At 72.3% G+C, this 15502-nt stretch carries 19 protein-coding genes; 3 read left to right on the top strand and 16 right to left on the bottom strand.

What is annotated here, in order from left to right; translation table 11 throughout:
• Positions 1–17 precede the first annotated feature (17 nt).
• The 11 genes from AAC979_RS02705 to AAC979_RS02655 form a co-directional block, all read right to left on the bottom strand.
• Positions 18–3920 carry a glycoside hydrolase/phage tail family protein gene (locus AAC979_RS02705; protein ID WP_371345283.1) on the bottom strand — a complete coding sequence of 1301 codons (3903 nt, stop codon included), beginning with the start codon at positions 3918–3920 and terminating at the stop codon, positions 18–20.
• A gap of 207 nt (positions 3921–4127) precedes the next feature.
• Entirely contained in the window at positions 4128–4565 is a 438-nt protein-coding gene (locus tag AAC979_RS02700) for an NlpC/P60 family protein (protein ID WP_371345282.1), read from the bottom strand.
• Complete coding sequence (locus AAC979_RS02695) at positions 4565–5434, bottom strand: DUF2163 domain-containing protein (RefSeq protein ID WP_371345281.1); 870 nt, start codon at positions 5432–5434, stop codon at positions 4565–4567. The genes AAC979_RS02700 and AAC979_RS02695 overlap by 1 nt, the downstream gene beginning before the upstream one ends.
• Entirely contained in the window at positions 5431–6072 is a 642-nt protein-coding gene (locus AAC979_RS02690; protein ID WP_371345280.1) for a TIGR02217 family protein, read from the bottom strand. The genes AAC979_RS02695 and AAC979_RS02690 overlap by 4 nt, the downstream gene beginning before the upstream one ends.
• Positions 6073–6672, bottom strand: coding sequence for a phage tail tape measure protein (locus AAC979_RS02685; protein ID WP_371345279.1), 600 nt, complete (start codon positions 6670–6672; stop codon positions 6073–6075). It abuts the gene before it with no gap.
• 231 nt (positions 6673–6903) lie between these two features.
• Complete coding sequence (locus tag AAC979_RS02680; RefSeq protein WP_371348983.1) at positions 6904–7146, bottom strand: rcc01693 family protein; 243 nt, start codon at positions 7144–7146, stop codon at positions 6904–6906.
• Positions 7143–7508 (bottom strand): gene transfer agent family protein, encoded by a 366-nt coding sequence (locus AAC979_RS02675; protein WP_371345278.1) that lies wholly within the window; start codon positions 7506–7508, stop codon positions 7143–7145. Before AAC979_RS02675 ends, AAC979_RS02680 begins: the two co-directional genes overlap by 4 nt.
• A 173-nt stretch (positions 7509–7681) precedes the next feature.
• Positions 7682–8089, bottom strand: coding sequence for a phage major tail protein, TP901-1 family (locus AAC979_RS02670; RefSeq protein WP_371345277.1), 408 nt, complete (start codon positions 8087–8089; stop codon positions 7682–7684).
• 359 nt (positions 8090–8448) lie between these two features.
• Positions 8449–8865, bottom strand: a complete 417-nt coding sequence (locus AAC979_RS02665) for a DUF3168 domain-containing protein (RefSeq protein ID WP_371345276.1) — start codon at positions 8863–8865, stop codon at positions 8449–8451.
• A 73-nt stretch (positions 8866–8938) separates the two neighbouring features.
• Positions 8939–9259: a phage head closure protein gene (locus AAC979_RS02660; protein ID WP_371345275.1), complete on the bottom strand. Its 321-nt coding sequence runs from the start codon at positions 9257–9259 to the stop codon at positions 8939–8941.
• Positions 9256–9822: a head-tail connector protein gene (locus AAC979_RS02655; RefSeq protein ID WP_371345274.1), complete on the bottom strand. Its 567-nt coding sequence runs from the start codon at positions 9820–9822 to the stop codon at positions 9256–9258. Before AAC979_RS02655 ends, AAC979_RS02660 begins: the two co-directional genes overlap by 4 nt.
• 84 nt (positions 9823–9906) lie before the next feature.
• Between AAC979_RS02655 and AAC979_RS02650 the strand changes: the two genes are divergently transcribed.
• The 3 genes from AAC979_RS02650 (at position 9907) to AAC979_RS02640 (ending at position 11361) form a co-directional block, all read left to right on the top strand.
• Complete coding sequence (locus AAC979_RS02650) at positions 9907–10626, top strand: trypsin-like serine protease (protein WP_371345273.1); 720 nt, start codon at positions 9907–9909, stop codon at positions 10624–10626.
• Positions 10627–10833: 207 nt separating this feature from the next.
• Positions 10834–11061 carry a hypothetical protein gene (locus AAC979_RS02645; RefSeq protein ID WP_371345272.1) on the top strand — a complete coding sequence of 76 codons (228 nt, stop codon included), beginning with the start codon at positions 10834–10836 and terminating at the stop codon, positions 11059–11061.
• 72 nt (positions 11062–11133) lie between these two features.
• The gene (locus tag AAC979_RS02640) at positions 11134–11361 is read left to right on the top strand and encodes a hypothetical protein (RefSeq protein WP_371345271.1); all 228 of its coding nucleotides are present in this window, start codon (positions 11134–11136) and stop codon (positions 11359–11361) included.
• A 100-nt stretch (positions 11362–11461) separates the two neighbouring features.
• Here AAC979_RS02640 and AAC979_RS02635 read toward each other — a convergent pair whose 3' ends face one another.
• The 5 genes from AAC979_RS02635 to AAC979_RS02615 form a co-directional block, all read right to left on the bottom strand.
• Entirely contained in the window at positions 11462–12706 is a 1245-nt protein-coding gene (locus tag AAC979_RS02635; RefSeq protein ID WP_371345270.1) for a phage major capsid protein, read from the bottom strand.
• Between the two features lie 420 nt (positions 12707–13126).
• Positions 13127–13708: an HK97 family phage prohead protease gene (locus AAC979_RS02630; protein WP_371345269.1), complete on the bottom strand. Its 582-nt coding sequence runs from the start codon at positions 13706–13708 to the stop codon at positions 13127–13129.
• Positions 13705–13887, bottom strand: coding sequence for a hypothetical protein (locus tag AAC979_RS02625; protein WP_371345268.1), 183 nt, complete (start codon positions 13885–13887; stop codon positions 13705–13707). Before AAC979_RS02625 ends, AAC979_RS02630 begins: the two co-directional genes overlap by 4 nt.
• Entirely contained in the window at positions 13884–14072 is a 189-nt protein-coding gene (locus tag AAC979_RS02620) for a hypothetical protein (protein WP_371345267.1), read from the bottom strand. Before AAC979_RS02620 ends, AAC979_RS02625 begins: the two co-directional genes overlap by 4 nt.
• 210 nt (positions 14073–14282) lie before the next feature.
• On the bottom strand, positions 14283–15443 hold the full coding sequence (locus tag AAC979_RS02615; RefSeq protein ID WP_371345266.1) for a phage portal protein: 1161 nt from the start codon (positions 15441–15443) through the stop codon (positions 14283–14285).
• Positions 15444–15502: the final 59 nt, after the last annotated feature.

Genomic DNA, 15502 nt, shown 5'->3' with positions numbered 1-15502 from the left:
CCTGTGGGACGAAGGGGTCAGGGCCGCAGCCGCGCGGTCAGCGCCGCGCCGGCGCCGACTTCGGCGGAAAGCTGGGCGATGCGCACATCGAGGAAAGGCTGCGCCGCGCCGAAATCGGCGATCTCGTCTTCCGCCGCGTAGAGAAAGACCGGCGCGGTGGCGGTCACGCGGCGCTTCACGCTGGCCCCGCTCAGGATCTCGATCTCATAGGCTTCCGTCGATTCGCCCAGCGGCACCTCGACCAGATCCCAGGAATCGCCGTCGCGGCGGGCGCGGCGCGTCCAGCTCAGTTCCACCCCCGCCGCCCGGCGCCGGGCCCGCGCATGCACCGGCGCGAAGGGCCGCAGCGCCTGCGGGCCCAGCGTGGCGGCGATCTCGGTGACGGCGTCGTCGCCATGGTCGCGGTCGGAGCGGCCGACGCGGTAGGTGACGGCGCGGCCGATCAGGTCGAGCCCGCTCGCGACCGGCACCAGATTGGCGTCGATTTTCATCAGCCGCGTCCCCGCCGGCCAGTCGGCGCCCGCGCGCGCCTCGGTGCCGAGCTGTCCGCGCAGCAGGCCGGAGAGGCGCCAGGTCGAGGGGCCGATCAGCTCGGCCTCGGTGAACTGGATCACCTCCACCGCGCCCGCCCCGTCCATCAGCGCCAGCGCATTGGCCCCACCGAGCACCGCCTCCGCGCTCGCCCCGGCGAGCAGGCCGCCGTCGAGTTCGACATCGAGGCTCGCGCGCTGCCAGCGCCACAGCGGGCCGGCGGGCAGCGCCCCAAGCGTCGTCCCCGTCACCGCCGCCGCCGAAAGTGACGCCGCCGGCTCGAAGCTGCCGCCGTCCACCGCCCGCCACACGGTCAGGCTGCCCGGCCAGGGGGTGAGGAAGGCGCCGAGCCAGGCCAGCACCGGCGCGCCCTCCCCGCCCGCCAGCGGCAGTTCGAGGAGATGCACCAGCGCCGGCCCCTCGCCACCCGGCAGTTCCACCTCGCCCGCCGGCGCCTCGCGCGAAGCGAGGGCGAACACGGCGGGGTCGATGCTGCGCGCATTCACCGTCCGCGTGCCGCGATCCTCGATGGCGGTGATCTCCAGCAGCCGGGACCGCCCGTCACGTTCCAGCCGCACCACATCGCCCGGCTCCAGAGCGAGATGCGAGGGCGGCAGGTTGAGGCTCGCCGTGTCGCGCCCGGCCCAGGCGTCCTGCAGCCAGCGCTCGGCGAGGCCGGCGACGAGAGCGGGATCGGCCACCATGGCGATGTCCATCCCGGTTTCCGCCCGGGCCGCGCCGGCCAGACGGCGCGAGACGGCGGTGGCGTGCCGATAGTCGCCGGTGCCGTCGATGAAGCCGAGCGTGACGGCGAGCGGCAATTCGCCCTCCGCCGCCCGCACCAGCGACGGCGCGGCCACGTCGTCGCCGGTGACGAGGTCGTCATCGGTGAGCGTCGCCCGCACCCCGCCGCCGCGCGCCGCCAGCGCCAGCGCGCCGCCGCGCTCGGCGAGATCGAAGGCGAAGGCCCGCGCCAGCGGTTCCAGCGCCGCCCGCGCCGTCATCGGCCGGTCGACGACATAGCCGTCGACAATGCCGCGCAACGTGTCGGTAGCGATGTCCACCACGCCGAAATCCGCCGCCAGCCGGGCGGTGAGTTCGGCGAGCGGCGCGGCGCCGAGCCGGCCATTGAGCCAGTGCCCGGTCTGCCAGTTGGCCCCGTCGGCCCAGACGGAGGTGGCGCTCGGAAAGACCGGGAAGGGCCGCGCGTCCCAGGTCCAGAGATGGATCGCCGCCGGGTCGATCATCCGCCCGCCCGGCAGCGCCGGGGCCGGCGGGTTCAGCGCCGTGGAGCCGGCAAAGCCGGCAAGGCTCACTTCCAGATGCCGGCGCTGGATCAAATCGTCGCGCGCGCCGCTGGAAAAGGGCGGCAACCCGCCCTCCGCGGATTTCGGGTCGGGAAAGGCGCTGGGCCGGTTGGCACCCTTGTCAACCGCCGGACAGCCCACCTCCATCAGCCGCACCGGCTTGGAACCCGGCACCCACGCGGTCGGGCTGGCCTGCCGCACGCCGCCGACGCGCTCGTGGTGCGCGTGGCTCCACCAGCCGGCGATATCCTTCTGGCGAAATACCCACGCCTCGCCATAGGCGCCATCGGTGATCGGGGCGCGCGCCTGCGCGGCGCGGGCGGCCTCATCCGGGTAATACCAGTCGAAGGCTTCGCCCCCCGTGAGATTGCCGGCGAGATAGGCGCGGTCATGCCCGCTCTCATGAGCTTCCGCGTCGAGATGGGCGTCGCCCTCGCGCCAGTCGGCCAGCGGCGGGTACCAGTCGATGCCGATGAAATCGAGCGCCGGCGAGGCCCAGAGCGGGTCGAGCGGAAAGCGCAGCTCCGCCCCGCCGTCCCGCACATGCGCGCCATATTCCGTCCAGTCGGCGGCATAGCCGATCTGCGTGCCCGGCCCCAGCATCGCCCGCACCTCGCCCGCCAGCGCGGCGAAGGCGCTGGCGGCCGGGTAGACGCCCGGCGCGGAACGCACGCGGGTCAGCGCCGCCATTTCCGAACCGATGAGGATGGCGTCCACCCCGCCGGCGATCTGGCTGAGCTTGGCATAGTGCAGCACCATGCGGCGCAGCGTCCATTCCGCCGGGCCGGCATAGGTGACGCGCCCGCCAGAGGCGCCGAACTGCGCCGCGCTCGCGGTGCCGAACAGCGCCGCCACCTGCGCGCCCGCCGCCGCCGTGCCATCGGGCGAGCCGGCGACACCGGGGGCGGGGTGGCAGGTGACGCGCCCGCGCCAGGGGTGGGCCGGCTGCATCGCCCCCGGCGCATAGGGGTCCGGCAGGGCGTTGCCGGCGGGAATGTCCATCATCACGAACGGGTTCAGCGTCACCTTCAACCCGCGCGCCTTGAGCGCCTCGATCGCCGCGATGACGCTGTCGTCGGACGGCGTGCCGCCATAGGCCGGCTTGCCGTCATACTGGCTCACCAGCGCGGCGCTGGTGCGGGTCAGTCCCGCCACCTGCCACGCCACGGGAACCAGCCCCATCTGCGTCGGCTTGACGCGCCGCTCCACCGCCGGACGGATCAGGCACTGGCCGGCGCGCAGATCGTTGCCGAACCAGGCGACGACCAGCGCCACCCGTTCGAGATTCGGGCAGGTGGCGAGCAACTGGTCGAGGGCGGCGGAAAGATCGCTGGGATGGGTGGTCACATGCCGGTTTTCAAGCTGATAAACCCCCGGCCGGTCCACCCGCAGCACCTCGCGCGGCTGATAGCCGAACTCGGTGGCGCCGGGGATCAGCGTCACCGCCCGCACGGCGTTCTCCAGCGCCCCCACCGCGCGCTCCACCTCGACGGAAATCTGCGGCAGCCGGTTGCCGAAGCGCGCCAGCGGCAGGCGCTCGAAGACGAGATAGGCGAGGCCGCGATAGGCCGGCGCCCCCGGCTCGCGCGCCTCGATCAGCGGGTCGGGAAGCTGGTCCTCGCCGCCCTTGTGCAGGCGCACATTGAGCGCGCGGGTGTCGAGCAGCCTTCCATCGGCCCAGATGCGGCCGAGCCGCGTCACCGGGCCCTCGCACAGGCCGACGGCGAAGCTGCCGAAATAGCTGTAGGTGGTGGTGCTGGCGCCACCTCCCGCCATGCCGCCCTTGCCGCCGGAGGCCTGCGTCTGGGTGGACACCACCTCCTGCACCGGCGCCGCCCAGATCACCTGGCCGGAAAGCCGCGCCCGGCCATAGAGCCGGGGCAGCGCCGCGCCCTCGGTGGAGGTCATGGTGCCGAACTCGGCGAGGCGCGGGCCCTGCGTGCGCTGGCCGGGGTTCAGCACCAGGCTGTCAATAGCCGAGCCGCCGAGCGCGCCAAGCGCCCGCCCGGCCAGCGCCCCCACCGGCCCGAACAGCGCCCCGCCGATCGTCCCGCCCAACGCGCCGAGAATGAGTGTGGCCATGGTCGCTCCGCTTGTTGGAATGACGCCTTTGGCGCCCATTTGCGCTCGGTCTGGCGAAGCCCACCACGCGCGCCCTCATCCCCGGGCTTGACCCGGGGACCCAGCCCGACCGCCGCACCCGGCCGAAGGCTGGGTGGCCGGGTCAAGCCCGGCCATGAGGGCGTAAAGTTGGGGGTGAAGGGCTGGATGCGGCATAGCGAGCCCCCCTCACGCGCCGGGAAAGGCGAAGGCGAAGGCGAGCCGGCGCCGCCACCAGGGGGCGAGGAACACTTCCGCCACCGCCGCCCCGTCATGGGCGTGCACCATGCGGTCCGCGCCCACCAGCAGGGCGGCATGCTTGGCGGGAAAGCCGTCGCGCCAGCGGAACAGCAGCACATCGCCGGGGGAGATCGCCTCCAGCGGCACGGCGCGCATGTGCCGGCCGGCCGCCTCCGCCATCTGCTCGGCGCGCGTCGCCTCCGCCCAGTCCGGCGCATAGGCCGGCAGGTCCTGCGGCTCCGGCCCCAAAACCTTCCGCCACACGCCGCGAATGAGGCCGAGGCAGTCCGCGCCCTCGCCCTTCAGCGAAGCGCGGTGGAGATAGGGCGTGCCGATCCAGTCCCGCGCCTCGGCCACGATCCGCGCGCGCACATCCCCCTCGCCCATCACGGCCTCCCCGGCGTCGCCACACGCAGCACCGCGTCATTGCCCGGCATGTGCGGAAAGCCGCGAAAATTCAGCGTGTTGGCGAAGCGGTCGCGGCAGGTGGCGAAGCGCTTGTCGCAGCCGGCGGTGACGGTGAAGCTCTCCCCCGGCACAGGCGTCACCGGCGGGCGCTGCCACAATTCCAGCCGCACATCCCCGGCGGCGCTCACCGTGTGGGCCTTCACCTCGGTGGCGAAGCCGGCAGAAGCGCCGCCGGTGAACACCAGCCTGCCCTGCGTGAACCAACCGCCCGCAAAGGCGCCGAGCCCTTCCGCCACGATCAGCCCCGGCCCCTCCGCCGCGCTCACCGTGCCATGGCCGGTATAGGCCGGCCCGGCGAGGTCGATCCGGCAGCGTCCATCGCCGAGATCGGCGTCGCAGCCGGCGGTGAACAGCCGCCCGCGCACCACATTCAGCGCGGATGAGAGCCCGCGCAGTTCGGCGGTGAAGCTTCCCTCGCTCCGCCGCACCTCGCCCAGATGCGCCCGGCGCAGCAGCAGGAAATGCTCCGGCGCCGACCAGTCGGCGAGGATCAGCTCGATCCCCGCCCCGTCATAGCGCCCGGCGTCGAGATCGGCGTCGTCGATCAGCTCGGAGGTGAGCGCCGCCGCCATCTCGCCCCCGCCCACCGCGAAGCCGAGCGCGGCGGCATCCTCGCTGCCTGAGGCGCCGGCGGCGGCGCGGAACAGCGTGCCGTCGACGGCAAGATCCTCGTCATGCTCGGTCAGCGCCACCACCACGCCGTCGCGACGGGTGATCCGCCAGCAGCGCGCGAGCGTCGTCACCCCGCCCGCGAGCGACGCGGCGAGGCCTTCGGGGATTTGCCTCACGGCCGTATCTCCAGAATGGGAATGCGCGGGATCGCCCCGGCCTCGAAAGCGGAGAGGTTCACTTCGAGAAAATCCGTGTCGAAGCGCACCGGCACATCGAACAGGAAGCCGGCGGTCACGCTGGCCCCCAGCGCCGGCACATGGCCGGGCAGGAAGCTGATGAGCCCGGCCGCCGTGTCGAGGCTGAAATGCGTGCCCGCCACCCGCTCCGCCCCGTTCACCGCCACCCGCACCGAGCCGGCGACCGGCTTGGCGATGGGGCGCTGATAGGGCGCGTGCGCGCCGCCATAGGTTTTCACCAACTGAAATTGCGCGCGCGCTCCGGTGCCGCTGCCCAGCGCTTGGTCGAGCGGCGTCACCGCCGCCCCCGGCGCGCCGGAGGCGTGGTCGAGCCGGTCGCGCCAGCGAAAGCCGAACAGCCGGCCGCGCCGCTCCTCGAAAAAGGCGACAACAGTGGAAAGCTGCGCCAGCGAGGTGACGCCATAGCCGGCATCCCAGCGCCGGCGGGAATGAGCGAGCCGCGTGTTGCGCTCCTCGTGGCCGGTCAGCGTGGTGACGATTTCCGTCGCCCGCTCCGGCCCGCCCGCCGCGCCGAGCGCGATGTCGAGCGGAAACAGCGCCTCGTGAAAGCCGGGCATCTACAGGCTCCTTTCCCCGCGCGCCACGGCGCGGGCGATGAGGCCGGCGAGATAGGCGTCGGAGCGGCGGAAGGCGCCCGGATCGGGCGTCGAAACATTCACCGTCACCTGCGTTCCGCGCGTCCCGCCCTGCGCGGCGACACCGAGCCGGCCATCGGCCCCGCGCGCCAGCGGCAGGATCGCCTCCGCGCCGCGCTCGCCCATCAGCCCGAGCGCACCGCCGGCCATGGGGAAATAGGTCGGCGCCGCCACCACCCCGCCCTGGGCGAAGGGGGTGACGCGGCCCTTGTCGAACGCCGCCCCTTTTGCGAAGCCGGAAAGGCCGCCGAGCGCACCCTGAAGAAGACCGGAAATCCCCTGTTCCAGCGGTTTGAAGGCGATGTCGAGCGCCAGCGAGGACAGCCGGCTCGCCAGCGTGCGCAGCACATCGTCGGCCTCGCGGCCTTTCACCGTGGCGCCGGCGAGCGCATCGCCCACCGCCCGGCCGAAACCGCGCGCCAGCCGCTCCGCTTCTGCGATCTCGCGCTGGAAGGCGCTGGTATCGGCGCGGATTTCCACCGTCAGCCCGTCGTCGAACGCATCCGCGTCGCCCGCAGCCATCCTGCCCTCCTGAATGAAATGGTGCCGTGTTCCGTCCCAGCGGAGGCGCAGGCGCCGCGCCGAACGCCCCCTCGCTCCCTCATGGCCGGGCTTGACCCGGCCGTCTGCCCCCCTCGCTCCCTCATGGCCGGGCTTGACCCGGCCACCCAGAGTTCAGACCGGGTGCGGGCGGCCGAGCTGGGTCCCCGGGTCAAGCCCGGGGATGAGGGCATGGGCGGCAAGACGGCCCCCTCAGTCCGGGAACCGCGCCATCAGCGCGGCGAGGCCGGCGCGGTCCAGCGGGGCCCGCGCCGGGCCGGCAAAGGCGCGCAGCGCGGCGGCGAGTTCGCGCGGCGTCATCCGCCAGAAGGCAGGTGACGACAGATTCAGCCGGCCGAAGCCGAAGGCCATCGCCTCCTCCCAGGGGAAGGGCGGGACGCCCTCCCCGGGAAGGGGCGGGACGCCCTCCCCGACGAGCTGAGCCGGCCCGCCTATCCCCTCGCCTCCGGAGGATCGGGTAAAGGGCGCGCCGCTCCCTCGCCCGCCTCTTCCCCGCCGAAAGTCGCGGCGATCAGCGCGCCGACGATCCGGGCGAAGCCGGCCGCCCCGCCGGGCGTGGTCATGCGCGCCACCTCCGCCTCGGTGACGGTCTCCCCCGCCCCGCGCAGCCCGGCGGCGAGCAGGCGGATGGCGTCGCGCGCGGCGAGGCGCCCCTGCGCGAAGCGCCCGGTCAGCGCCACCAGATCGGCGGCGCCGAAAGCGTCCTCAAGCTCCGCCAGCGCGCCGAGGGTCAGCACCAGCGTGCGCCGGCGCCCGTCGAGTTCGGCGGAAATCTCGCCGCGGTGGCGATTGGCCATGATGTGCTCCTCTCCGAGGGCTGAAGCTGACGCTAAAACCCACCCCTCATCCCCGGGCTTGACCCGGGGACCCAGCGCAGCCGCCCGAAGCCGCTCTGAAGTCTGGGTGGCCGGGTCAAGCCCGGCCATGAGGGCGCTGTTCCTCGCCGCGCCGTCCCGTCACAGCGCCGCCTTCACAGCGCGACAAAGGTGATCTCACCCGCGCTTTCCAGCGCGATGTCGAATGTCACCTCGCGGTCATGCTCGCCGGCGAATTCCAGGCTGGTGATCTGGAACGGCCCGGCCAGCGTGCCGAAATCCGGCACCACGATCTGCGCGTTGCGGATGGTGCCGTCGAAGAAGCTCTGGCGGATCAGCGCGTCGGAGGCGCCGTCCTTGAACACGCCGGAGCCGGAAACCGAGGCCCGCTTCACCCCGGCCCCGGCGAGCAGTTCGCGCCAGCGCCCGGCGCTCTCGGCATGGGTCACGTCCACCGCCTCGGCATTGAAGGCGATCTGCCGCGAGCGCAGCCCGGCCACGGTGGCGAAGCTGGTGCCGTCATGGATCTTCAACAGCAGGTCCTTGCCCTTTTGCGCCGCCATCGGCCGCTCCCTTGCTTGCCTCAGCCGCCTTGCGGCGGTATTCAGAGATGGTTAACCCTTGGGAAGTACAGTCAGCTCCGACCCAGGCGCGGCGGCTGATCTGGCCGGGTTTGCAGTTTGATTCCGCAAACGCCGCCAAGTGACTTCATGTTCTGAATCAACTTCAGGCGGATTATTGAGTCGCCTGAATCGCTTGCGCGGTTTTCTTCGCGGGTCTGCCAAAACAACAATCCGCTTCGCGCGTCCGGTGCGGCCGGGAAGGCGCCGCAGCCGCCCGCCTGCTCACATTCCGATTCAACCCGGCGCGAATTCCCGAGTCGGCAGAATCATTTGCACGCGAATGCTGCCGGCTGCGCCCGTCACGCGGGCTCGGTCACGGCGCGGAAGCGCAGCAGCGCGCGATAGCTGCGCCCACCGGGCTCGCGGCGGATGTCCGCCGAGGTGAACCGCAGATTCACCAGCCGGTGCCCGTCAAGAGCGAGCGGCGCGTCGTGTAGCGCCTGCTGCACGAGGTGAGCCAGCGCATGCGCCTCGCCGTGCCCGCCCTCGCGCGACCAGCAGGCCAGCGTCAGCCGGTGCTCCGCCCCGGCCTCGGTGCCGGTGGACCAGTCGGTCACCTGCGCCTCGCCCAGCGTCACATAGGGAAAGGCCGGGCTGGCGGGCGGCACATCGTGGATACGCCCCGCGCCCAGCGCGGCGGTCAGGGCGGCGTCGGTGGTGAGCGCGGCGTGGATCGCCCGGCGCAGCGCGACGGCGGGACCGGCCGCGGTGCTCAACGCCGCCTCCCGGTTGCGCGTTGCGCCAGCCGGCGGCGCAGCGCCTCCAGCCCGCGCAGGCGGGTTACGAATTTCATGGCGTCTCCTCCCGGCAGTCGCAAACAAGGAAGCGCCCGCGCCCGTCCGGGTCGCTCACCGCCTCGACGAGAAAGCGCCGGGCGCCGAGCCGCAGCCGGTCGCCCGGCTGCACCGTGGCGGGCGCGCGCACGGTGACGCTATGGGCGAGCACGGCGCCGGGACGGTCGGCGATCTCCGCCGCCGCGCCGCGCGTCGCGATCGCCGCCCACAGGCTGTCGACGGCGAGGAAGCTGCGGGTGACGCCGCCCATGCCGTCCGGCATCTCCACCGGCGTCTCATGCACCAGACGGTGCCGCAGGGCCCCGATGCCGCTCACAGCCGCGCCACCCGGAACGGCGCCACCAGCGCGTCCAGCCGGGCGGGAAACGCCGCGCCGGCTCCCGCGACATCGCGATGCTCGTAGAAATGGGCAAGAACCACCCGCACCGCCTCGATGAGCGGCGAGGGCACATGGTCCGCGTTCGGCCCATGTCCGGCGGTGATGTCGAGGGCAATCCCCGCCAGAGCCCGCCCCGGCGCCGGCACCGCCCCGCGCGCGACGCGGATCAGGCCGGGCAGGCGGGCAGTGTCGAGCGTGAAGGCATCGAGCGGCACGGCGGTTTCGGTGCCGTCGGCGGCGATCACCCGCGCGGCGGTGAGCGCGCGCAGCGGGTTGGCCGGCGCGGCGATCACCCCGCTGGCGGGCCAGGCGTCGCGCACGAGGCGCCAGCTCTGGTCGATCAGCATCCGCCGTGTCAGCGCCTCCACGGTCGCCCGCGCGGCGGTGATCAGCGAGGCGATCAGCGCGTCCTCGGCACCGTGGTCGATGCGCAGATAGGTCTTGGCCTCGGCGAGCGTCAGCGGCTCGGCGGCGGGCCCGGCGAGAAGGATGGCGGGCATGGTGCCTCTCTGTGAATGAGTTCCGGCGATTGACCTTGCGGCCGGGCGCCGCCACAACGGCGCGTCCCTGTTCGGAACCCGCCGATGCGCCTGCTGCTGCCCGCCGCCCTGATCGCCCTCGCCCTCGCCAGCCCCGCCCGTGCCATTGTCGGCGGCGGGCCGGCGGAGCCGGGTCTGGCGGCGGAGACGGCGATGATCGTGTCGACGCGCGGCGCCACCTGCACCGGCGTGGTGCTGGGGCCAAACGTGCTGCTCACCGCCGCCCATTGCGTCGAGCCGGCGGCGGATTATGCGGTGGTGGTGTTCGAGGCCGGCACGCCGCGCCTCATCCCGATCGACCGCAAGGCGGTGCACCCGTCCTTCGATCCGAACTCGTTCGAGACGCGCCGCCCGACGCCGGACCTCGCTCTGGTGCGGCTCAGCGAGACGCTTCCCGCCAGCTTCCGCCCGGCCGCGCTCAGCGACCAGGTGGCGCTGCCGCCCAAGCGCACCGCCTTCACCGTCGCCGGCTATGGCGTGACCAAGGACGGCGACGGCAAGAGCGCCGGCACGCTGCGCGCGGTGACTCTCCCCAGCATCGGCACCACGGGCGGCATCATGGTCCGGCTGTCCGACGGCGCCGCCAAGGGCGGCTGCACCGGCGACAGCGGCGGGCCGGTGCTGATCGACGGCGTCGTCGCCGGCATCATCGGCTGGTCGACGGCGGCGGGCGGCGCGCGCGGCTGCGGCGGCGTCACCGGCGCGACGCTGATCGGCCCGCAGCGCGCCTGGATCGACGCCACGTTGCGCGGGCTGACGCGTTAGGCATTCGAATCGTACGCGATCTTATCGACTGCGCCATAGGTGCCGCGACGCTGCGCCGCCAGAGCCAAACACGCAGTTGTTATTGCGTAAACGCAATCCTGACGGCGCTTAATCGCAACTGGCCATGCGCCGATGCCGGAACTAGCTTCTCCTCATGAACGGCGCGGCCGAAACATGCCGCCCACCCACTCTTCGGAGAAGACGAAAATGAACAAGCTCCTCATCGCCGCTGTCGCCCTCGCCACGCTCGGCTCCGTCGGCGCCCAGGCCGCCGGCCGCGACAGCACCGTGTATGGCACCCATCCGGCGCCGCAGGTTCAGAGCCAGGCGCAGAACAAGGTCGTCGAAGGCCGCAACGCCGCCGTCGCGGCGCCTGCCGTCTCCGACGCCTATATCCAGCGCACGGTCGAAGCCAACGCCCGCTCGACCAACTGATCCCCGCCCAATCCCCCTCGGCCGGCGCCCCCGTGAGAGCGCGCGCCGGCCATTTTTCACGGAGTATCGACCATGAACAAGATCCTCATCGCCGCTGTTGCCTTCGCCACCCTCGGCGCCGCGGGCGCCCAGGCCGCCGGCCGTGACGCCACCATTTACGGCACCCACCCGGCCCCGCAGGTGCAGAGCCAGACCGCGCAGCCGGTCGTGGAAGGGCGCAACGCCACCCTGACCACCCCGACCGTTTCCGACGCCTATATCAACCAGGCCGTCGAGGCGAATGCCCGCTCGACCAAGTGAGCCGGCACTGCACGATCTGACTCTGTTCGAGACCTGACCGTCTTTCTGGGGCGCCCCTCACCGGGCGCCCCTTTTTTGCGTCGCGCTTACGCGACGCGGCTCAGGCGGCGAATTTCAGCAGCTTGATGGCGTCGAAATCCTGCACCCCACCGCCGACGCGCTTGGTGGTGTAGAACAGCACATAGGGCTTGGCGGAATAGGGATCGCGCAGCACCCGCACCCCGGCGCGGTCGACCACGAGATAGCCGCGGCGGAAATCGCCGAAGGCGATGGAGAGGCTGTTCGCGCCGATGCCCGGCATCTCCTCCGCCTCGTGCACGGGAAAGCCCATCAGGCTCGGCGGCGTGCCCGGCGCGCTGGGCGGCGCCCACAGATACTGGCCGTTCTCGTCCTTCAGCTTGCGCACCGCGCCCTGCGTGCGCCGGCTCATCAGGAAGCTGCCATTCTGCCGGTAGCCGGCTTTCACGGCATAGACGAGGTCGACCAGCGGGTCGGAGGGGCTGGCGGCGGGGAAATCGCCCGCCGCGCCGGTGGCGAGGAAGCCGAGCTTGCCCCACGCCCAGGCGCTGTCCGCCACCGTGTCATAGGCGAGAAAGCCCTTCGGCTTGCCCACCCCGTCGCCGGTGACGAACGCCGTGCCTTCCTGGCTGGCGAAGGCGGCTTCCACCTCGATGGCGAGCCATTCGTCGATATTCACCGCCGAATCGTCGAGCAGCGTCTGCGTCGCCGCCGGCATGGCATAGAGTTCCATCGCCGGGAAGGCGATCTCATCAAGCACCGGGCTGGCGGTCTGGCCGCGCGCGCCGGTTTCCGCCACCCAGCCCACCGCCGGGCCGGAGGTCATGAACGGCTTCTTGTAGGTGCCGGCGGAAATCACCCGCACATCGGCCAGCGCGCGGATCGGCGACAGCGCGGCAAGCCGCTTGCCGATCTCGCGCTCGGTCTCGGTGGGCACGGTGTAGCCACCATCCGCGCCGACGCCGGCGGAAAGCGCCTTCGCCTCCAGCCGCTTCAGCCCCGCCGCTTCGCCGGTGCGGACATAGGCGTCGAACGCCGCCTTGTGCTCGCGCGCGGCGAGGTCGCTGACGGGATCGCCGCCGCCGAGCGCCGGCCGGCGGGCTTTCAGCACCAGTTCGTCGATCAGCGCCTTCTGCGCGTCCAGCGCGGCATTGATGCGCGCCACCTTGTCATCGGCGACGACATCGCCGCCGCGCCGTTCCAGCGCGCCGAGCCGCTGGTCATTGGCGTCCTTGAACGCCTCGAAGGCGCTCATGAATTCCTCGAAGGCGGCGGAGACTTCCGGGCCGGCGGACTTGCATTCGGGTGCGGGCATGCTGGGTTCCATGTGGCTCGTATCCTTTACAAGAAGAGCGCCGTCATCCCGGCCGCAGGCGCAGCCGGAGAGCCGGGATCGTGAAATGACGTTGCGATCCCGGATCGGTCCTGCGGACCGTCCGGGTGACGGCGGCGGGGGCGCCGCGGGGAAACGGTGCCCCGGACAAGCCGCGCGCCGCGCGGCGCCGATCCGGGGGGCCCCTCCGCCTTCCTCATCCCCGGGCTTGACCCGGGGACCCAGCCTTTCCTGCAGCGGCCGGCCAGAAGTCTGGGTGGCCGGGTCAAGCCCGGCCATGAGGGGAGGCATCGCGCGCGCAAACCATCCTTCGAGGCTCGCTTCGCTCGCACCTCAGGATGACGGCACTCGTGATGCAGAAGCCTCGTCATGCTGAGGTGCCGGCCGCAGGCCGGCCTCGAAGCACGCAGGCCGCTACCCCAAAACCGGCCGCAGCCCGGGCAAGGCGCGCAGGCGGCGGGCGCCACGGCGGATCGCGCCCGCCAAATGATCGCCCGCCCGCTTCACCGCCGCGATGCGGGCATCCGGCTGCATGGGAAAGGTGACGACCGACACCTCCCACAGGTCGATGCGCGAGAGCCGTCGCACCCGCGTGCGCGGATCGGTGCGGCCCTCCACCGCACGAAAGCCGATGGAGAGCCCGTCAATGGCCCCGGCGCGCATCAGCGCCAGCACCTCGCGGGCGCGGGCGACATCGAGGGTGAGCTGGCCCTGCACATAGAGCCCGACCGAATCCTCCGCGAGCCGGATCCAGGTGCCGATCGGCTCGGCCGGATCGTGTTGGAACAGCAGCCGCACGCCGCCGGCGCCGCGTTCGGCCAGCGAATGGGCGAAGGCGCCGGGCAGGATCAGGTCGCGGCCGAGATCGACCCGGCCGAACAGCGCCGCATAGCCCTCGAAGCGGCCATCGGGCGCGATGCTGGCGAGCGCGCCGGCAAAGGGCGCGGCCCCGGCCTTGGTCTCGCGCGGGGGGAAGGAGCGCGCGTCGAGGCTCATGCCCCCACCCCCGTGCCCGGCCGGCGGGTCGCGGCCGTGCGTTCCAGCCGGCCGAGCGTGCGGCCGAACTGGCGAAACACCTGCGGCGCCTGCCCGGCCCGGTCCGGCGCCGGCAGAAGCGGGGAAAGCCCGGTGAAGCGGCCGGGCAGGAAGGCCCGGATGCGCGGGGTCGAACTCATGTCTCGTCTCCGAACAGGGCGTTGAAGCGCGCGATCTCGCGCACGAAATCATCGAAGCGCCGCACCGCGCGGCCCAATTCGCGCAGCGCGAGCCCGGCCAGCGCGGAGGCCCCCAGCGCCCACATCAGCAAAGCGAGATGGGCGATGTCGGCTTTGTCAGCAAAGGCTGTCATGAGCGGCTGCATGGGTTGCCTCCTCGGCCCGTTTGCGGCGCTGGTCGTTATTGCGACCCCCAAGGTCGTCATCCCGGCCGAAGCGAAGCGCAGAGCCGGGATCGCGCCACGGCAGGCGCACCCGGCAGCCCCCGATCCCGGATCGCCGCCCTGCGGCATCCGGGATGACGCGGTGGCGATGTGAGGTGCCGGCCATCGGCCGGCCCGGTAGCGCGGAGGCCCCTACCCCCGCACCCCATAGCCCACGGCCTGGCGCTTTTCGTCGTCGGTGAGGAAGGTCGCCTCGTTCACCCGGCGCCACAGCGCCTCGCGTTCGCCATGCAGCACCTCGATTGCGTCGAGGTCCGGCTCCAGCACCAGCCGGCCCGGCCCATAGGCGGGGGCGAGCCAGAGGCTCAGCTCATGCAGCAGACGGCGGCCGAGCGGAAGAATGGTCTGGCGCCACAGCACGCGGCTCGCTTCGGCGTAATTGGCATAGGTGGCATCGCCGGGGATGCCGAGCAGCATGGGCGGCACGCCGAAGGCCAGCGCGATCTCGCGCGCGGCGGCGTTCTTCGCCTCAAGAAAATCCATGTCATGCGGCGAGAGCGAGAGCGGGCGCCAGTCGAGCCCGCCCTCCAGCAGCAGCGGCCGCCCGGCATTGGCGCTGCCGGCGAAATTCGCCTCCAGCTCCTCCTTCAGCCGGTCGAACTGCTCGTCGGAGAGGTTGCCCGCCCCGCCATAGATCAGCGCGCCGGAGGGGCGCGCGGCATTGTCGAGCAGGGCCTTGTTCCAGGCGCCGGCGGCGTTGTGCAGGTCGAGCGCCATCTGCGCCGCCTCCAGCGGCGGGGCGCCATAATGGTCGTCGAGCGGGTTGAACAGCGCCACATGCAGGATCGGCGGCGGCACCCCTTCCTGCACGAAGCGCACGGAGCGCCCGCCCGCCGTGTAGTCATAGGCCAGCGCCCAGCCATCGGCGCCGGGCACCACGCGCATCCGGTCCGGGCGCAGCACATGCAGTTCGCGCGGCGCGCCGCCGAGGCTCACCGCCTCGACATAGGCATTGCCGGCCAGCAGCAGATGCGCGGCGAGCGCTTCCATCAGCCCCGCCCCGGCAAGGCGGGCATTCGGCTGCGCCAGCAGGTCGAGCAGCGGATGGCTCGCGCTCTCGCGCCCGTCCTCGCTCAGCAGCGGGCGCAATTCGCCCACCCCCTGCGCGATCAGCCGCACGCAGCGATAGGCGATGGCGTTGCGCTGATAGCCCTCGCGGGCGAGCGCGCCATAATCGCGCGGCGTCCATTGCGGCCGATGGCCGGAAAGCAGCGCCACCAGCGCCTGGGTGCGCGAGGCCTTGGTCTCCGGCGGCGCGAGGCGGCGACGCAGCGAGAAGGGAAAGAGCTTCATGAAGGGGCTCCGGTTGAAAACAAGGCCGTCCGGGATGACGCGGAGCACGGCAAGGCCCC

The organism is Ancylobacter sp. IITR112 (assembly GCF_041415945.1).
Classification (GTDB): Bacteria; Pseudomonadota; Alphaproteobacteria; order Rhizobiales; family Xanthobacteraceae; genus Ancylobacter.
This window is presented reverse-complemented; position numbering and strand designations above follow the sequence as displayed.